This is a genomic window from Streptomyces luteireticuli, assembly GCF_041519305.1.
Taxonomy (GTDB): Bacteria; Actinomycetota; Actinomycetes; order Streptomycetales; family Streptomycetaceae; genus Streptomyces; species Streptomyces luteireticuli.
In genome coordinates, this window is record NZ_CP167927.1 from 4,697,561 (window position 1) to 4,714,005 (window position 16,445).

Below are 16,445 nucleotides of genomic sequence, written 5' to 3' on the forward strand. Positions count from 1 at the left end.
AGACGGATTTGTTGACCGTCTGCGGCGTCGTCGGGTGACAATGCTGGGGTACCGTCCGAAGGTCAGTCTTTTCAAGCGGTTCTGAGTCAAGTACTGCAGGGTCGAGTACTGCAAGGCCGAGCAGAACACCGTACGCACAGGCGCCCCCCGTCCGGGGGCACCGTGCCTCACTGTGGCAGGAGGGACGGGGCGCTCGCGCCCCGTATGGATGGACGTGAAGCGCTACTTCCGTGGGCCGGTCATGTGGATCGTGCTGGCCGTCCTCGCCGTGGTCGTGTTGATGCAGGTCGTCGGCTCGTCCGGCGGCTACAAGTCGGTGGACACCTCGCAGGTCGTCGCGGCGATCCGTGATCACAAGGTGAAGTCGGCCGAGCTGACGACGGGCGACGAGAACAAGATCAAGATCGAGCTCAAGCCCGGCGAGAAGGTCAAGGGCAGCAGCAAGGTCCAGGCGAACTACATCGGCGACCAGGGCGTGCAGCTCTCCAAGATGCTGCAGGACGAGGTCGACCAGAAGAACAAGGACGTCCTGCCCGAGGGCTACAACGTCGCGACGTCCAAGCAGAACCCCTTCATCGGGGTGCTCCTCTCCCTGCTGCCGTTCGTGCTCATCGTCGTGGTCTTCCTGTTCCTGATGAACCAGATGCAGGGCGGCGGCTCCCGGGTGATGAACTTCGGGAAGTCCAAGGCCAAGCTGATCACCAAGGACACCCCGAAGACCACCTTCGCCGATGTGGCCGGCTCGGACGAGGCCGTCGAGGAGCTCCACGAGATCAAGGAGTTCCTCCAGGAGCCGGCGAAGTTCCAGGCCGTGGGCGCCAAGATCCCCAAGGGTGTGCTGCTCTACGGTCCGCCCGGCACCGGCAAGACGCTCCTCGCGCGCGCCGTCGCGGGCGAGGCGGGCGTCCCGTTCTACTCGATCTCCGGCTCCGACTTCGTCGAGATGTTCGTCGGTGTGGGTGCCTCCCGGGTCCGTGACCTGTTCGAGCAGGCCAAGGCCAACGCCCCGGCCATCGTCTTCGTCGACGAGATCGACGCCGTCGGCCGGCACCGCGGCGCGGGCCTCGGCGGCGGTCACGACGAGCGCGAGCAGACGCTGAACCAGCTGCTCGTCGAGATGGACGGCTTCGACGTCAAGGGCGGCGTCATCCTGATCGCGGCCACCAACCGGCCCGACATCCTCGACCCCGCGCTGCTGCGCCCGGGCCGCTTCGACCGGCAGATCGCCGTCGACCGGCCGGACATGCAGGGCCGGCTGGAGATCCTCAAGGTCCACCAGAAGGGCAAGCCGGTCGCCCCGGACGTCGACCTCTCGGCCGTCGCCCGCCGGACCCCCGGCTTCACCGGTGCCGATCTGTCGAACGTGCTGAACGAGGCCGCCCTGCTGACGGCCCGCAGCGACCGCAAGCTGATCGACAACCACATGCTGGACGAGGCGATCGACCGCGTCGTGGCCGGCCCGCAGAAGCGGACCCGGATCATGTCGGACAAGGAGAAGAAGATCACCGCGTACCACGAGGGCGGACACGCCCTGGTCGCGGCGGCCTCCCCGAACTCCGACCCGGTGCACAAGATCACCATCCTGTCCCGCGGCCGTGCGCTGGGCTACACCATGGTCCTGCCGGACGAGGACAAGTACTCGACCACGCGCAACGAGATGCTCGACCAGCTCGCCTACATGCTGGGCGGCCGGGCGGCCGAGGAGCTCGTCTTCCACGACCCGACCACGGGTGCCGCGAACGACATCGAGAAGGCCACCGCCACGGCCCGCGCGATGGTCACCCAGTACGGCATGACCGAGCGCCTCGGTGCGATCAAGTTCGGCTCCGACAACTCCGAGCCGTTCCTGGGCCGCGAGATGTCGCACCAGCGCGACTACTCGGAAGAGGTCGCGGCGCTGGTCGACGAAGAGGTCAAGAAGCTCATCGAGACCGCGCACAACGAGGCGTGGGAGATCCTCGTCGAGAACCGTGACGTCCTCGACAACCTGGTTCTGGCCCTCCTGGAGAAGGAGACGCTGAACAAGGAGGAGATCGCCGAGATCTTCAAGCACATCGTGAAGCGCCCGGCCCGCCCGGCCTGGACCGGCTCCTCGCGGCGTACGCCGTCGAGCCGCCCGCCGGTGCTCTCCCCCAAGGAGCTCGCCCCGAGCAACGGCGTCGGTGCCGTGGACTCGGTGGAGCTCCCGGAGGACATCCGCCCCGAGTAGGCGGTGGTCACCGGGCCCGGAATGGATGCCGCGTCACCCAGGTTCTAGCCTGGGGGGCGCGGCATCGCGCATGTGTACGCGCGTGAGGCCGCCGCACAGCGCGTACGCACGAGAGAACGAGGGCAACTCCATGATCGATCCGGTCACCCTGGACGGCGAGCGTTCCGTCGGGGAATTCGACGAGAAGCGGGCCGTCAACGCCGTTCGCGAGCTGCTGATCGCGGTCGGCGAGGACCCGGACCGGGAAGGTCTGCGCGAGACCCCGGCGCGGGTGGCCCGCGCCTACAAGGAGATATTCGCCGGCCTGTGGCAGGAGCCGGAGGACGTGCTGACCACGACCTTCGATCTGGGCCACGACGAGATGGTGCTGGTCCGCGACATCGAGGTCTACAGCACCTGTGAGCACCACCTGGTGCCGTTCCACGGGGTGGCGCACATCGGGTACATCCCGGCCACCACCGGGAAGATCACCGGGCTGTCGAAGCTGGCCCGGCTGGTGGACGTCTACGCCCGCCGGCCGCAGGTCCAGGAGCGGCTCACCACGCAGATCGCGGACTCCATGGCGGAGATCCTGGAGGCCCGGGGCGTGGTCGTGGTGATCGAGTGCGAGCACATGTGCATGTCCATGCGCGGGATCCGCAAGCCCGGGGCGAAGACGATCACCTCTGCGGTGCGGGGCCAGCTGCGTGACCCCGCTTCGCGCGCGGAGGCGATGAGCCTGATCATGTCCGGCCGCTGAGGCGGCCGGAGAGGGATCAGGCGCTGAGGCGGCCGCCGATCCACTGAAGGGTGCCGGGGATCTCACGGCGCCAGGTGTTGAAGTTGTGGCCGCCGCTCTCCAGGATCATCGAGGAGACGCGGGTGGGGTGCTTGGCGGCGAGCTCCACGAACTTCATCGTGTCCTTGTAGTTGTGCTCGCCCTGCTTGCTGCTGGTGACCAGCATCGAGATCTTGGGCAGCGGCTTGTGCTCCAGCCGCCACGTCAGGTCGTTCTCCCGCTCCAGCTTCTTGCTGCCGCCGAAGAGCGAACCCGTCGTCGGGTCCTGCGGGGCCTTGTAGTAGCCGGACAGGGCGGCCACCGCACCGTACGCGTTGGGGTGGCGCATGCCCAGCTTGAGCGCGCAGTAGCCGCCGGTCGAGTCGCCGATCATGCCCCAGTTCTTGGCCTTGGTGCCGATCCGGTACTGCTCGGAGAGCGCCTTGCGGAGGTCCTTGACGAAGAAGGTCTCGGTCTGCGGGCCGCCGGGTATGTCCATGCACTCCGTGTCCCGGGGCGGGGCGACGGTCGGCCGCATCATCACCAGGATGGTGGGCTGCATCTTCTTCTCTTTGGCCAGCTTGTGCGCGGTCTGCGGGTAGTGCAGGCCCTTGATCAGCGCCTCGGCGGTGCCCGGGTAGCCGGTCAGGACGACGGAGGCGGGAAAGGTGCGCTTGGCGTACTCCGGCTGGAAGTACTCCGGCGGGAGGTAGACGAAGGCCGGGCTGGCGATCTTCGACTGCGGGCCCTGGATGTTGACCTTCTCGATCTGGCCCGCCACCCGCGGCACCGAGGCGCGCGGCACGTTCACCTGCTGGACCCCGACGACCTGGACCCGCTTCTGCCCCGCGCTGTGGTCGACGACGACGCCCTGGTCCTGCTCCTGGCCGAAGAGGTCGGCCCAGGAGGCGTAGAAGCCGAACGAGTAGTTCGCGTAGAGGCCGATGGCGGCGAACAGGGACAGCTGGGTGACGATCAGCATGCCGACCCGGCCCAGAACGGAGCCCACGCCCTTCTTGCCCAGGCGCGGCCAGAGCCAGACGGTCAGTGCGAAGAGCACTACCGCGAGCACTGCGGCCAGCAGGAGAACTGTCTTGCTGGTGAGACCCATGAGGTGCTTTCTGCCGAGCGACCCGGCGCCCGGATCGCGGAATGGTTACTTCTTTCCGGGCCCGGCCCCGGCGGAACCTCAGCCCCGAAACCGTCGTCCTACAGGGCGCACATTGTCCGGAGCGGTACGGCCACATGCCGTATGCCCACTCGACATGGACGACGGGAAGAGATGTCTGTCAGGGAAGATGGCAAAAAGTCCGATGGGGTTCCTTCGGGTTCGAAGTGGCTGTCGGTGTTTGCGCGCATGGCCAAGGGCCCGCGACCGGAGCGTGTTCCGGCCGTCGTCGGCACGGTGGCCGCGGTCATCGGACTGATGGACATCGCGGCCGGGGTCTTCCCCCGGTTCCGCTTCAGCCGCATCCACACCCTCGCCGAGGTGCTGCCCGGCGCCGTGACCCAGCTGGCCGCCGCGGCGTCGATCGTCGTCGGCATCCTGCTGCTGATGCTGGCCCACGGCCTCAAGCGCGCCAAGTCGCTCGCCTGGTGGGCCGCGGTGATCGTGCTGCCCGTCGGGGCCGCCGCCCACCTGGTCTACCGGCACTCGATCGCCGGCGCGGTCTTCTCGCTGCTGCTCTTCGCCTACCTGATGCGCCACCGCAACGCCTTCACCGCGCTGCCGGACCCGCGCAGCCGCTGGAAGGCGCTGGGCAACTTCATCGTGATGAGCTGCGCCAGCCTGGGCCTCGGCTGGGTGATCGTCGGCTCCCACCCGGACCAGATGATCGGCGACCCGCCGGTCCTGGAGCAGATCGAGCACGTGATCTGGGGCCTCTTCGGCTTCGAGGGCTCCGTCCACTACACCGGCGGCGTCGACTACGTCGTCGGCTACTCGCTGGGCGCCCTCGGCCTGCTGACCCTGGCCACCACCGCCTTCCTGGCCTTCCGGCCCGCTTACCCCGCCGCCGTCCTCACCGAGGAGGACGAGGACCGGCTGCGCGAGCTGCTCGCCAAGCACGGCGAGCGCGACTCGCTGGGCCACTTCGCGCTGCGCCGCGACAAGAGCGTCGTCTTCTCGCCGTCCGGCAAGGCCGCCGTCTCCTACCGCGTCGTCTCCGGCGTCATGCTCGCCAGTGGTGACCCCATCGGTGACGTCGAGGCCTGGCCGGGCGCCATCGAGAAGTTCATGGAGCTGGCCAAGCGCCACTCCTGGACCCCCGCGGTCAACGGCTGCAGCGAGACCGGCGGCGAGGTCTGGACCCGCGAGACCGGGCTGGACGCCCTGGAGATGGGCGACGAGGCCATCGTCGACGTCGCCGACTTCAGCCTGAGCGGCCGCTCCATGCGCAACGTCCGCCAGATGGTCAAGCGCATCGAGCGCAACGGCTACAGCACCAAGGTGCGCCGCGTCGGCGACCTCTCCCCCGAGGAGCTGGAGGTCGTCCAGAAGGCGGCCAACGCCTGGCGCGACACCGAGGACGAGCGCGGCTTCTCCATGGCCCTGGGCCGCATCGGCGACCCCAAGGACCTGGACGCGATCATCGCCACCGCCCACAAGGACCCGGAGGAGGGCGAGGACGCGCCCTTCGGCGACCTGAAGGCCATGCAGCACTACGTGCCGTGGGGCAAGGACGGCAGCTCCCTGGAGCTGATGCGCCGCGACCGCAGCGCCGACCCGGGCATGAACGAGCTGCTGATCGTCGCCTTCCTCCAGGCCGCGCCGGAGCTGAAGGTCAAGCGCATGTCGCTGAACTTCGCGTTCTTCCGCTCCGCCCTGGAGCGCGGCGGCAAGCTGGGCGCCGGTCCGGTGGTCCGGGTCCAGCGCGGGGTGCTGCTGTTCCTCTCGCGCTGGTTCCAGATCGAGTCGCTGTACAAGTTCAACGAGAAGTTCCGCCCCCGCTGGGAGCCGCGCTTCATCGTCTTCCCCAACAGCCGCGACCTGCCGCGCATCGGCTTCGCGATGATGCAGGCCGAGGGCTTCCTGGAGCTGCCGCGGCTGCTGCGCCGCCGCCCGGCCCCGCCGAAGCCCAGCGGCATGGAGGACGAGCGGGTGGACCAGGCCGAGGTCACGCGCGCCGCGTGATCCGCTGCATGGCAGGCCCCCGTCGGACCCCGGTCCGGCGGGGGCCTGTCCCGTACAACGGCCTAGGCTGGTCGGCATGAGGAGCTTGCACGGCCGTATCGGGCCCGTCGGTCTGCCGGAGTGGGGCCGCTGCGCGGTGATGGGCGTGGTCAACGTCACGCCTGATTCGTTCTCGGACGGCGGCCGCTGGTTCGGCACCGCCGTGGCCGTCAAGCGCGGTCTGGACCTCGTCGCCGGCGGTGCCGACCTGGTGGACGTGGGCGGCGAGTCCACCCGGCCGGGCGCGCTGCGGGTCGACGAGGCCGAGGAGCGCCGCCGGGTGATACCGGTCGTCCGCGAGCTGGCCGGGGAGGGCGTGGTGGTCTCCGTGGACACCATGCGGGCCTCGGTCGCGGAGGCGGCCGTCGAGGCGGGCGCGGGACTGGTCAACGACGTCAGCGGCGGGCTCGCGGACCCGGCGATGATCCCGATGGTGGCCCAGGCCCGGGTGCCGTTCGTGGTGATGCACTGGCGCGGCTTCAGCGAGGACATGAACAGCCGGGCGGTCTACTCGGACGTCACCGGCGAGGTCGTCGACGAACTGCGGCGCCGGGTGGACGCGGTGGTCGCCGGCGGCGTCGAGCCGGACCGGCTCGTGGTGGACCCCGGCCTGGGCTTCGCCAAGAACGCCCAGCACGACCTGGAGCTGGTCGCGCGGCTCGGCCGGCTCCGGTCCGAACTGGGGCTGCCGCTGCTGGTGGCGGCCTCCCGCAAGCGCTTCCTGGGCCGGGTGCTCGCCCATGAGGACGGTGCCCCGCCGCCGGCCCGCGAGCGGGACGCGGCCACGGCCGCCGTCACCGCGCTGGCGGCGCGCGAGGGCGCGTGGGCGGTGCGCGTGCACGAGGTGGGCGCGAGCGCGGACGCGGTCCGCGTGGTGCGCGCCGTCGAGCGGGCCGCGTCCGGTGAGGAGGCGGTGTGAGCCCGTCCCGGACGGACGCCGAGCGGGTCGAGGAGGCCAACACGGCCCTGTACGAGGCGGTGGAGCGTGGCGACACGGGGGCGATGAACCGGCTGTGGCTGGACGACCCCGGTACCGAGGTCTCGTGCGTGCACCCCGGCTGGCCGGTGCTCCGCGGCCGGAACGAGGTGCTCCGTTCGTATGCGCTGATCATGGCGAGCACCGACTACATCCAGTTCTTCCTGACCGACGTCGAGGTGTCGGTGGCCGGTGACACCGCCCTGGTGACCTGCACCGAGAACATCCTCAGCGGCGCCCCCGCGGAGGCCGAGGGCGAGCTGGGGCCGCTGGTCGGCCAGCTGGTCGTGGCCACCAACACGTTCCGCCGGGTGGGTTCGGAGTGGAAGGTGTGGTCCCACCACGGCTCGCCCGTGCTGGCCGGGCGGGAGGACGAGGAGTACGAGCGCGAGGAGGGCCCGGAGGACCTGGACGAGGGGCCGGGCGCCGCGCCGTGACGGATGCGTGGCTGTTCGTTCGAGCCGCTCGCGGGGCGGGTATGGGTGCCCGTACACCGGCCGGACGGGGGCGGCGGCGCGGGTGACCGGCCGCCCGGCGGATCCCCGGCACGGGCCCCCGCGGACGGGCGCTGTCGGTGCCCGCAGGTAGATTCGACGTTGGGCATCCCGGTCGAGGGCCGGGGGCGGGAGTCCCCTTCTCCGCTGCCGCCCCGGCGTGGGCGGTGCCCCATCGACGACCAGCAGGAGTGATTCGTGTGGACCGTGTCGCGCTGCGCGGCCTGAAGGCTCGTGGGCACCACGGGGTCTTTCCCCGAGAACGCGAGGAGGGCCAGACCTTCATCGTGGACCTCGTGCTGAGCCTGGACACCCGGCCCGCCGCGGCCTCCGACGACCTCACGAAGACCGTGCACTACGGCGTGGTGGCCGAGGAGGTCGTGGCCGTCGTGGAGGGCGAGCCGGTCGACCTCATCGAGACCCTCGCCGAGCGGATCGCCCAGCAGTGTCTCAAGCACGACGCCGTCCGGGAGGTCGAGGTCGTCGTGCACAAGCCGGACGCCCCGATCACCGTCCCCTTCGACGACGTGACCGTCACGATCACCCGGAGCCGAGTATGAGCAGCAGCGACCCGACCGTGCAGCCGGTGCCCTCCTCCGTGACGGAGCAGGTGGACGCCGCAGATGTGACGCTGAGCAATCCGCAGTGGGCCGTGCTGTCCCTCGGCAGCAATCTGGGCAACCGCCTGGAGACGCTCCAGGGTGCCGTCGACGCCCTGGAGGACACTCCGGGCGTCCGGGTCAAGGCGGTCTCCCCGGTCTACGAGACGGAGCCCTGGGGCGTGGAGCCCGGCTCCCAGCCCGCGTACTTCAACGCGGTGGTGCTGGTGAGGACCACGCTGCCGCCGGCCTCGCTGCTGGAGCGCGGCCATGCGATCGAGGAGGCGTTCGAGCGGGTGCGCGACGAGCGCTGGGGCCCGCGGACGATCGACGTCGACATCGTCACCTACCAGGACGTGGTCTCCGACGACCCGCGGCTCACGCTGCCGCACCCGCGCGCGCACGAGCGTGCCTTCGTGCTGGTTCCGTGGTACGACGTGGATCCGGAGGCAGTTGTTCCTGGGCGTGGTCCGGTCGCCGAGCTGCTGGCCGGACTCGACCTGTCCGGTGTGCGGCCCCGGACGGACCTGGAACTCCGGCTGCCCGAATAGCCGTTGAGCAAGCGCTGAGGGTACGGACGACGAGATGACGACGACGCGATGACGACGAGGGGCGACGGCTCGGTGAAGCAACTTCGGATCGGGATGCTGCTCGGCCTGTTCGTCGCGGCCGGGGTGCTCTCGTGGGCCGGTGCCCGGCTGTGGAACGCCTTCGGCACGCTGCCGGGCGTGCCGGTCGCCGCGCCGATCGTCCTCGCCGTCATCGCCGTCGTGCTCTTCGCGACGGCCATCTCGATCCGCGGCCGGCTGCGGGCCCAGCGCGAGCGGCGGCCCGGGGCGAAGGGCGTCGACCCGCTGCTCGCGGCCCGTGCCGTCGTCTTCGGCCAGGCGAGTGCGCTGGTGGCGGCCCTGGTGTCGGGTGCGTACGGCGGGGTCGGCGTCTTCCTGCTGCTCGACGGCGTGGAGTCGGACGCGCGGCGGGAGCAGGCGATCTACGCCGGGGCGTCGGTGCTGGCGGGGGCGTGCGTGGTGGCGGCGGCGTTCTTCATGGAACGGGTGTGCAAGCTGCCGGAGGACGAGGACGAGGGGCCGTCGGGCTCGGCGGCGTAGCCGGGATTCGCCCCGGTCCGGCCGGGGCGGCGCCGGGTCACCGCTTGGACACCGTCCGCAGGTCCACGTCCGCGCGCTCCGAACCCGTCGCGTCCGCGCCGATCGAGCGCCGCAGCGCCTCGTGCAGGCTCGCGGGGGTCAGGACCCCCAGGAAGTGGTCCGCCCGCTCCCCGTCCAGCACCGCGATCCAGCCCGCGTCGTGCTGCAGCATCGTGCTGAACGCCTGCTTGAGCGGCGCCCCCAGCGGAAGCCACGCGTCCATGCGCCGGGCCCGGTCCCGGACCGTGCCCGCCCCGCCCGCATGGGCGATCGCGTCCGCCGCGACCCACCCGTGCAGCCGGTCCGCGTCGTCGAGGACGACCGCCCAGTGCGCCCCGTCCCGCGCGAGCCGCTCCGCCGCCGAGGAGAGCGGGTCGTCCAGGTGGACGACGGGCGGGAGCTCCAGGTCGCCCCGCTCGATCGGGGTGACGGACAGCCGCTTCAGACCGCGGTCGGCACCGACGAAGTCGGCGACGTAGGGCGTGGCCGGCGCGCCCAGCACCGCCGTCGGCGCGTCGAACTGCTCGATGCGCCCCTGCCCGTAGACCGCGATCCGGTCCCCGAGCCGGACCGCCTCCTCGATGTCGTGGGTGACGAAGAGCACCGTCTTGCGCACCTGCGACTGGAGCCGCAGGAATTCGTTCTGGAGGCGCTCCCGCACCACCGGGTCCACCGCGCCGAAGGGCTCGTCCATCAGGAGGACCGGCGGGTCCGCGGCGAGCGCCCGTGCGACGCCGACGCGCTGGCGCTGGCCGCCGGAGAGCTGGTCGGGGTAGCGCTCGCCATGGACGGCCGGGTCGAGGCCGACCAGCTCCAGCAGCTCCGCCGCCCGGGCGCGGGCCTTCTTGCGCGGCCAGCCCAGCAGGTGCGGGACGGTGGCGGTGTTGTCGAGCACGGTCCGGTGCGGGAACAGCCCGACCTGCTGGATCACATAGCCGATGCGGCGGCGCAGGGCGACCGGGTCGGTGTGCGCGATGTCCTCGCCGTCCAGCAGGATCTTGCCGTCCGTCGGGTCCTCGAGCCGGTTGACCATCTTCATGGTGGTCGTCTTGCCGCAGCCGGACGGCCCGACGAGGGTGACGATCTCTCCCTCGGCGACCTCGAAGGACAGGTCGTCCACCGCGGTCGTGCCGTCGGCCCAGCGCTTGGTCACGTGCTCGAAACGGATCACGCCGTCCATTGTGCGGGTCCGGTGTGACAGGTGTGTGTCCGCCCTGGTCCGCCCGCGGGCGATTGTCAGTGGCAGGGCTTAGGGTCGCTGGTGACCGTCGGTGAAGGCCCAGGGGGAGGTGAGCGCAGATGGCGGGAGAGGGTGGCAACTGCCTGATCCGCAACGACTGGATCTGCGCGGAGTATGTGCGCACCCGGGGGCAGGAGTTGACGGACGCGACGCTCCAGCACGTCGGCATCACCGTGGCGTCGGTGGTCATCGGCCTGCTGATCGCGTTCCCGCTGGCGCTGGCCGCCCGCCGGTGGCGGGGTGTGGCGGGGCCGGTGCTCGGGATGACGACGGTGCTCTACACGATCCCGTCCCTGGCGATGTTCTCGCTGCTCGTGCCGGTCTTCGGGCTGTCGGCGGCGGTCGTGGTCACCGGCCTGGTGCTCTATTCGCTGACGATCCTCGTGCGCAACATCCTGGCCGGGCTGGCCGCCGTGCCGGAGGAGGCCCGGGAGGCGGCGCGGGGCATGGGCTACGGCCCGGTGCGGCTGCTGTTCGCGGTGGAGCTGCCGCTCGCCCTGCCCGCGGTGATGGCCGGGGTGCGCATCGCCACGGTCTCCACCGTCTCGCTCACCACCGTCGGCGCCCTCACCGGCTACGGCGGCCTGGGCAATCTGATCTACGAGGGCCTGCACAGCATCTTCAAGGCCGAGGTCCTCACCGCGTCCGTGCTGTGCGTGCTGCTCGCCGCCCTGGCCGACGCGCTGCTGCTCTGCCTCCAGCGGCTGCTGACGCCGTGGACCCGGACCGGCCGGAAGCGGAAGAGGGCGATGGCCTGATGGACGTGATCTCCCGGACCTGGACGTGGCTCGCCACGGGGGCGCACTGGTCCGGCCCCGACGGGGTGTGGCACCGGCTGGCCGAGCACCTGGAGCTCACCGCGGTCTGCCTGGCCCTCTCCTGCGCCGTCGCCCTGCCGCTGGCCGTCGTGCTGGGCCACACGGGCCGGGGCGGCGCCCTCGCGGTGAATCTGTCCAACGCGGGCCGTGCGGTGCCCACTTTCGCGGTGCTGGTGCTGCTCACCCTCGGCCCCCTGGGGGCGTACGAGCCGTGGCCCACGGTGCTCTCCCTCGTGCTCTTCGCGATACCTCCGCTGCTGACCAACGCCTACGTGGGCATGCGCGAGGTCGACCGCGACGTCGTCGAGGCGGCCCGGGGCATGGGGATGTCGGGCCGGCAGGTGATCGGCCGGGTCGAACTGCCGCTGGCCCTGCCGCTGGTGATGACCGGGGTGCGGTCCGCCGCCGTCCAGGTGGTGGCCACCGTCTCCATCGCGGCGATGGTCGGGGGCGGCGGCCTCGGCCGGATCATCACGGCGGGCTTCCGGCTCACCGACACCGCGCAGGTGGTCGCCGGGGCGCTGCTGGTGGCCGCGCTGGCGCTGCTGGTCGAGGGCGTGTTCGTGGCCCTGGAGCGGTACCTGGGCCGCAGGCGGAGCCGCCGCGGGGCGGCCGACGGCCCCGGATCGGACGAACCCGCCGCAGTACCTGTCCCGAACGAATGGAGTGCCGCATGACCAGCACCACCCCGCGCCGAGCGCGCACCGTCCGCGCCGCGCTGGGCCTGGCGGGAGCCGCCGCCCTGACGGCGGGTCTGGCCGCGTGCGGTGGTGACAGCCTGGAGAAGTCCGGCGGAGGGGGAGGCTCCACGAAGTCCGGCCGGGGATCCCTGGTGATCGGGTCTGCCTCGTTCACCGAGTCGAAGGTGCTCGCGGAAATATACGCGGGGCTGTTGAAGGACGCCGGTTATTCCACCTCGATCAAGACCGTGGACGCCCGTGAGCTGTATGAACCGGCGCTGGAGAAGGGGCAGATCGATGTCGTCCCGGAGTATGCGGCCACCCTCGCCGAATTCCTGAACAAGAAGCAGAACGGGAAGGACGCGCCGATGGTCGCCTCCGCCGACCCGGCGGCCACCGTGAAGGCGCTGCGGAAACTCGCCGAACCGCGCGGGCTGAAGGTGCTCGACCCGGGGCGTGCCGTGGACCAGAACGCCTTCGCGGTGACGGCGGAGTTCGCCAAGGAACACCAGCTCAAGACCCTTTCCGACCTGGGGCGGGCGAAGGTTCCGGTGAAGCTGGCGGCGGGTGACGAATGCAGTGGGCGGCCGTTCTGCAAGCCGGGTCTGGAGAAGGTGTACGGCATCGACGTCACCGCCATAGACCCGTTGGAGGTGGGCAGCACCCAGGCCAAGCAGGCGGTCAAGAGCGGCAAGGACCAGATGGTCCTGACCACCACCACGGACGCCACGCTGGAACAGTTCGGTCTGGTGGTGCTCAAGGACGACAAGAAGTTGCAGAACTCCGACAACGTGCTTCCGGTGGTGAATGCGCGGAAGGCCGGTTCGCCGCAGGTCGTGGAAGTGCTCGACAAACTCAACAAGGTGCTGACGACGGAGGACCTCACCACTCTCAACAAGAAGGTGGACACCGAGCGGCTCAAGCCGGCGGATGTCGCCGAGCGGTACCTCAAGGACAAGGGACTGCTGGGGAAGTAGGGGCTGCATAAGATCAAGGGAACGGTTTGGTGGTCGGGTCACACTTTCGAGGCGACGCACGGTAAGTTTCTGGCCATGCCACGAGGACGCCACCGCCATTCCACTTCCCTGCACCGGCTTCTTCCCCCCTCCCTGGTCGCCGCGACCTCCGTCGCCTGCGCGGCCGGCGCCTGGACCGTGGGTGAACCGCTCGTCATACGCGGCCTGGCCGCCGGGGCGGCGGTCGCGGCGGTGGTCGGGTCGGTCCTGATGCGCCGTTGGGACCGGTCCGCCGGCAAGCAGGTGGCCCAGCTCACCGCGGCCCGGACACGGGACGAGTGGAAGACGGACGAGCGCCTCGCCGAGCTGGAGACGGACCTGGAGGAGACCCGCCAGGCCCGCGCCCGGCTGGAGACCAAGCTGCGCGGCAAGCGGGCGGAGCTGGCACGGCTGCGCACCGAGCACGCGGATCTGCTGCGGCGTTACGCGGCGGCGGAGACGGGGCGGGCGAGGCTGCTGGAGTCCGCGGCGGGCGGGAGCGAGTCCGGTGCCGAGTCCGCTCTCGCGGTGGGAGCGCCGCGCATGGCGAAGGCCCTGGAGTCCGCGATGCAGGCCCGGGCCGAGCGGCGGGTGGGGCCGGAGGCGTACCGCAGGGCGGCTGACGCGCTGCGGGACCTGGAGCGGAATGCGGCCGCGCAGCGGGTGGATGAGGCTCCGGCAGCTCCGGCAGCTCCGGCGGCTCCGGTGACTTCCGAGGCCGCTGCGGAGCCGGAGGCGCCGAAGGTGTCAGAGGCGCCGGAGGTGCCGGCCGTTTCCGCCGAGGTCGTGCCGGCCGCCCGCCCGGCGTTGCCCGCCGGGCCGCTGCCCGTGCGGCAGCCGTCGGCCCCGGCCGTGCGGCGGCAGGGCGGCTTCGACTTCTTCGGGAACGCGAAGGGGGCGCCGGAGGCGCAGCCGAAGCCCTCGACGCCTTCGACACCGGTCGAGGAGCAGGACCTTGCCGACGTCGTCGGCGAGGAGGCGCTCGCGGAGCGGGTCATCGATCTGACGGCCCATGACGAGACGGAGCAGATCGACGTGGCGGAGTTGCGCAGCGCGATCTGAGTGCCGGTGGGGTGCGAGGGCGGGGCTCCGCCCCCGCACCCGGCCCTCCTCGGCGCCACTTGGCGCCCGGCCCTACTTGTCGATGTCGCCCACCACGAAGAACAGCGACCCCAGAATCGCCACCATGTCCGCGACCAGCGTCCCGGGCAGCAACTCCACCAACGCCTGGATGTTGTTGAAGGACGCCGAACGGAGCTTCAGGCGGTACGGGGTCTTCTCGCCCTTGGAGACGAGGTAGTAGCCGTTGAGCCCGAGCGGGTTCTCGGTCCAGGTGTAGGTGGCGCCCTCGGGGGCCTTGAGGACCTTCGGCAGACGCTGGTTGACGGGGCCGGGCGGGAGGTCCGCCAGGCGGTCCAGGCAGGCGGCGGCCAGGTCCAGCGAGTTGTGCGTCTGCTCCAGCAGGCACTCGAAGCGGGCGAGGCAGTCGCCCTCCTCGCGGGTGACGACCTTCAGGACGTCGGCCAGCTCCCCGTACGCCAGGTACGGCTCGTCGCGCCGCAGGTCGAAGTCGACGCCGGAGGCGCGGGCGATGGGCCCGCTCACCCCGTAGGCGTGCACCGTCTCCGGGGCCAGGACGCCGACGCCGCGGGTGCGTCCGCGGAAGATCTCGTTGCCGAGGACCAGCCGGTCGTGGACGTCCATCCGGGAGCGGACCTCGGCGACCGCCGTGCGGGCGCGGCCGAGCCAGCCCGCGGGGAGGTCCTCCTTGAGGCCGCCGACGCGGTTGAACATGTAGTGCATCCGGCCGCCGGAGACCTCCTCCAGCACCTGCTGGAGCACCTCGCGCTCGCGGAAGGCGTGGAAGACGGGGGTGATGCCGCCCAGCTCCAGCGGGTAGGAGCCGAGGAACATCAGGTGGTTGAGCACCCGGTTCAGCTCGGCCAGCAGCGTGCGCAGCCACACCGCGCGCTCGGGCACCTCCATGCCCAGCATCCGCTCGACGGCCATGACGACGCCCAGCTCGTTGGAGAACGCGGACAGCCAGTCGTGCCGGTTGGCGAGCATGACGATCTGCCGGTAGTCGCGCGCCTCGAAGAGCTTCTCCGCGCCCCGGTGCATATAGCCGATCACCGGCTCGGCGCTGCGGACGCGCTCGCCGTCGAGGACGAGGCGCAGCCGCAGCACCCCATGGGTGGAGGGGTGCTGAGGGCCGATGTTGAGCACCATGTCGGTGCTCTCCGCCGCGCCGCCGATGCCGACCGTCGTCTCCGTCATGGGAACAGTTTCTCAGCCGGTGGCAGCAGGTCCGCGCACTCCTCCCCCACCGGCTGGAGCAGCCAGCCGAAGGATCCCAGGCCGCCGGGGGCGGTCAGCTCGCCCGCCTCGCCCGCCGCGCCCAGGGCCCGGACGTAGGCCGCGGGGTCCGTCGAGGCGAGGGAGAGCGGCGGGCGGCCGCCGTCCACGCCCAGGGCGCGCAGCACGTCGCGCTGGTTCGTCAGCCGGGCGCCGGGCCCGGCGCACGCGTCGAGCGCCACGTGCGCGGTGATGTCGCACGAGCCGTCCGGCACGGGCCGCACCTCGCGCCCGTCGCGGAAGCCGGTCAGGGTGCCGAAGGGCGGGCGGGAGTCCCGCTCGTGCGCGTAGTCCACGGCCACGGCGAGGCCGGCCCGCAGGGTGGCGACCGCCCGGCCCCACGCCTCGTCCCGCGGCCGCCCGATCTCGGCCCGGCTGCCGGGCGGGGCGCCCTCCACCGGCCACCAGCGGGCCAGCCAGTCGGCGTCCGCGCCGGAGACGGGGTCGCCGGGCAGCTCCTCGCCGTCCTCCTGGACGAGGACCCGGAGCGGCGTCCCCGTGCCGTCGGTCTCGACGACGTCCAGCGGCACGTTGTCCAGCCACTCGTTGGCGAAGAGCAGGCCGGTCACCCCTTCGGGTGGTGCGTCGCGCCAGAGGATCCGCTCGTCGAGGCCGGCCGGGCGGGCGGCGCGTTCGACGGCGTACGGGCGCAGCCGCGCGGCCAGTTCCGGCGGGCAGTGCGCCAGGACGCCGGTGACCAGTTCGCCGCGGCCCGCCCCCAGGTCGGTGAAGGCCAGCTCCGCGGGGTGCCCGAGCGCGGCGTCGACCCGGCGCAGCAGTTCGGCCACCGCGCCCGCGTAGAGCGGGGAGGCGTGCACGGACGTACGGAAGTGGCCGGCGGGGCCTTCGGGGCGGTGGTAGAAGCCGCCGGGGCCGTAGAGGGCGGCCTCCGCCGCCGCCCGCCAGGGGCGCGTCCCCAAGGCCCCGCCGGAAGTCATGCCGGATGTCATGTGCCCACGCTAAGCGCCCTCGGCGGTCCGGGGGCCTCCACCTTGCGGAGTA

Annotated in this window: 16 protein-coding genes; 12 read left to right on the top strand and 4 right to left on the bottom strand. The window is 71.5% G+C overall.

The window, feature by feature from the left end; genetic code table 11:
* Positions 1-208 precede the first annotated feature (208 nt).
* Positions 209-2,209, top strand: a complete 2,001-nt coding sequence (gene ftsH / locus AB8735_RS20990) for an ATP-dependent zinc metalloprotease FtsH (protein WP_344018782.1) — start codon at positions 209-211, stop codon at positions 2,207-2,209.
* Between the two features lie 130 nt (positions 2,210-2,339).
* Entirely contained in the window at positions 2,340-2,948 is a 609-nt protein-coding gene (gene folE, locus AB8735_RS20995) for a GTP cyclohydrolase I FolE (protein WP_344018779.1), read from the top strand.
* Positions 2,949-2,964: 16 nt separating this feature from the next.
* Here the strand turns inward: folE and AB8735_RS21000 are convergent, their stop codons facing one another.
* Positions 2,965-4,077: an alpha/beta hydrolase gene (locus AB8735_RS21000; protein WP_372408774.1), complete on the bottom strand. Its 1,113-nt coding sequence runs from the start codon at positions 4,075-4,077 to the stop codon at positions 2,965-2,967.
* A gap of 171 nt (positions 4,078-4,248) precedes the next feature.
* On the opposite strand from AB8735_RS21000, the gene AB8735_RS21005 reads away from it, so the two are divergent.
* From AB8735_RS21005 to AB8735_RS21030, 6 genes are all read left to right on the top strand, one after another.
* Positions 4,249-6,099 carry a phosphatidylglycerol lysyltransferase domain-containing protein gene (locus AB8735_RS21005; RefSeq protein ID WP_372408775.1) on the top strand — a complete coding sequence of 617 codons (1,851 nt, stop codon included), beginning with the start codon at positions 4,249-4,251 and terminating at the stop codon, positions 6,097-6,099.
* Positions 6,100-6,175: 76 nt separating this feature from the next.
* Positions 6,176-7,057: a dihydropteroate synthase gene (gene folP / locus AB8735_RS21010; RefSeq protein ID WP_372408776.1), complete on the top strand. Its 882-nt coding sequence runs from the start codon at positions 6,176-6,178 to the stop codon at positions 7,055-7,057.
* Positions 7,054-7,551: a nuclear transport factor 2 family protein gene (locus tag AB8735_RS21015; protein ID WP_344018770.1), complete on the top strand. Its 498-nt coding sequence runs from the start codon at positions 7,054-7,056 to the stop codon at positions 7,549-7,551. Before folP ends, AB8735_RS21015 begins: the two co-directional genes overlap by 4 nt.
* Before the next feature lie 257 nt (positions 7,552-7,808).
* The gene (gene folB, locus AB8735_RS21020; protein WP_372408777.1) at positions 7,809-8,168 is read left to right on the top strand and encodes a dihydroneopterin aldolase; all 360 of its coding nucleotides are present in this window, start codon (positions 7,809-7,811) and stop codon (positions 8,166-8,168) included.
* Positions 8,165-8,758, top strand: coding sequence for a 2-amino-4-hydroxy-6-hydroxymethyldihydropteridine diphosphokinase (folK, locus tag AB8735_RS21025; RefSeq protein WP_344018766.1), 594 nt, complete (start codon positions 8,165-8,167; stop codon positions 8,756-8,758). The genes folB and folK overlap by 4 nt, the downstream gene beginning before the upstream one ends.
* 72 nt (positions 8,759-8,830) lie before the next feature.
* Positions 8,831-9,316 (top strand): DUF3180 domain-containing protein, encoded by a 486-nt coding sequence (locus tag AB8735_RS21030; RefSeq protein ID WP_372411883.1) that lies wholly within the window; start codon positions 8,831-8,833, stop codon positions 9,314-9,316.
* A gap of 37 nt (positions 9,317-9,353) precedes the next feature.
* On the opposite strand, the gene AB8735_RS21035 is transcribed toward AB8735_RS21030, so the two are convergent.
* Complete coding sequence (locus tag AB8735_RS21035) at positions 9,354-10,526, bottom strand: ABC transporter ATP-binding protein (RefSeq protein ID WP_372408778.1); 1,173 nt, start codon at positions 10,524-10,526, stop codon at positions 9,354-9,356.
* Between the two features lie 128 nt (positions 10,527-10,654).
* On the opposite strand from AB8735_RS21035, the gene AB8735_RS21040 reads away from it, so the two are divergent.
* The 4 genes from AB8735_RS21040 to AB8735_RS21055 all read left to right on the top strand — a co-directional run bounded on the left by AB8735_RS21040 (position 10,655) and on the right by AB8735_RS21055 (position 14,150).
* Positions 10,655-11,353, top strand: a complete 699-nt coding sequence (locus tag AB8735_RS21040; protein ID WP_344018760.1) for an ABC transporter permease — start codon at positions 10,655-10,657, stop codon at positions 11,351-11,353.
* A complete protein-coding gene (locus AB8735_RS21045) occupies positions 11,353-12,090 on the top strand; it encodes an ABC transporter permease (RefSeq protein WP_372408779.1) in 738 nt (245 codons plus the stop codon). Before AB8735_RS21040 ends, AB8735_RS21045 begins: the two co-directional genes overlap by 1 nt.
* On the top strand, positions 12,087-13,070 hold the full coding sequence (locus AB8735_RS21050) for an ABC transporter substrate-binding protein (protein WP_344018755.1): 984 nt from the start codon (positions 12,087-12,089) through the stop codon (positions 13,068-13,070). Before AB8735_RS21045 ends, AB8735_RS21050 begins: the two co-directional genes overlap by 4 nt.
* Before the next feature lie 75 nt (positions 13,071-13,145).
* Positions 13,146-14,150 carry a hypothetical protein gene (locus AB8735_RS21055; RefSeq protein WP_372408780.1) on the top strand — a complete coding sequence of 335 codons (1,005 nt, stop codon included), beginning with the start codon at positions 13,146-13,148 and terminating at the stop codon, positions 14,148-14,150.
* A gap of 72 nt (positions 14,151-14,222) precedes the next feature.
* Here AB8735_RS21055 and AB8735_RS21060 read toward each other — a convergent pair whose 3' ends face one another.
* Together AB8735_RS21060 and AB8735_RS21065 are read right to left on the bottom strand one after the other, a co-directional pair.
* Positions 14,223-15,365 (bottom strand): NADH-quinone oxidoreductase subunit D, encoded by a 1,143-nt coding sequence (locus tag AB8735_RS21060; protein ID WP_372408781.1) that lies wholly within the window; start codon positions 15,363-15,365, stop codon positions 14,223-14,225.
* Positions 15,362-16,393, bottom strand: a complete 1,032-nt coding sequence (locus AB8735_RS21065) for an SAM-dependent methyltransferase (protein WP_344018749.1) — start codon at positions 16,391-16,393, stop codon at positions 15,362-15,364. Before AB8735_RS21065 ends, AB8735_RS21060 begins: the two co-directional genes overlap by 4 nt.
* Positions 16,394-16,445 lie beyond the last annotated feature (52 nt).

Coding starts and splice junctions, on each gene's coding strand:
- folK (WP_344018766.1), top strand. CDS start 8,165: ATGAGCAGCAGCGACCCGACCGTGCAGCCGGTGCCCTCCTCCGTGACG.
- AB8735_RS21000 (WP_372408774.1), bottom strand. CDS start 4,077: ATGGGTCTCACCAGCAAGACAGTTCTCCTGCTGGCCGCAGTGCTCGCG.
- AB8735_RS21065 (WP_344018749.1), bottom strand. CDS start 16,393: ATGACATCCGGCATGACTTCCGGCGGGGCCTTGGGGACGCGCCCCTGG.
- AB8735_RS21060 (WP_372408781.1), bottom strand. CDS start 15,365: ATGACGGAGACGACGGTCGGCATCGGCGGCGCGGCGGAGAGCACCGAC.
- AB8735_RS21040 (WP_344018760.1), top strand. CDS start 10,655: ATGGCGGGAGAGGGTGGCAACTGCCTGATCCGCAACGACTGGATCTGC.
- AB8735_RS21045 (WP_372408779.1), top strand. CDS start 11,353: ATGGACGTGATCTCCCGGACCTGGACGTGGCTCGCCACGGGGGCGCAC.
- folP (WP_372408776.1), top strand. CDS start 6,176: ATGAGGAGCTTGCACGGCCGTATCGGGCCCGTCGGTCTGCCGGAGTGG.
- AB8735_RS21050 (WP_344018755.1), top strand. CDS start 12,087: ATGACCAGCACCACCCCGCGCCGAGCGCGCACCGTCCGCGCCGCGCTG.
- AB8735_RS21005 (WP_372408775.1), top strand. CDS start 4,249: ATGTCTGTCAGGGAAGATGGCAAAAAGTCCGATGGGGTTCCTTCGGGT.
- folE (WP_344018779.1), top strand. CDS start 2,340: ATGATCGATCCGGTCACCCTGGACGGCGAGCGTTCCGTCGGGGAATTC.
- AB8735_RS21055 (WP_372408780.1), top strand. CDS start 13,146: ATGCCACGAGGACGCCACCGCCATTCCACTTCCCTGCACCGGCTTCTT.
- ftsH (WP_344018782.1), top strand. CDS start 209: ATGGACGTGAAGCGCTACTTCCGTGGGCCGGTCATGTGGATCGTGCTG.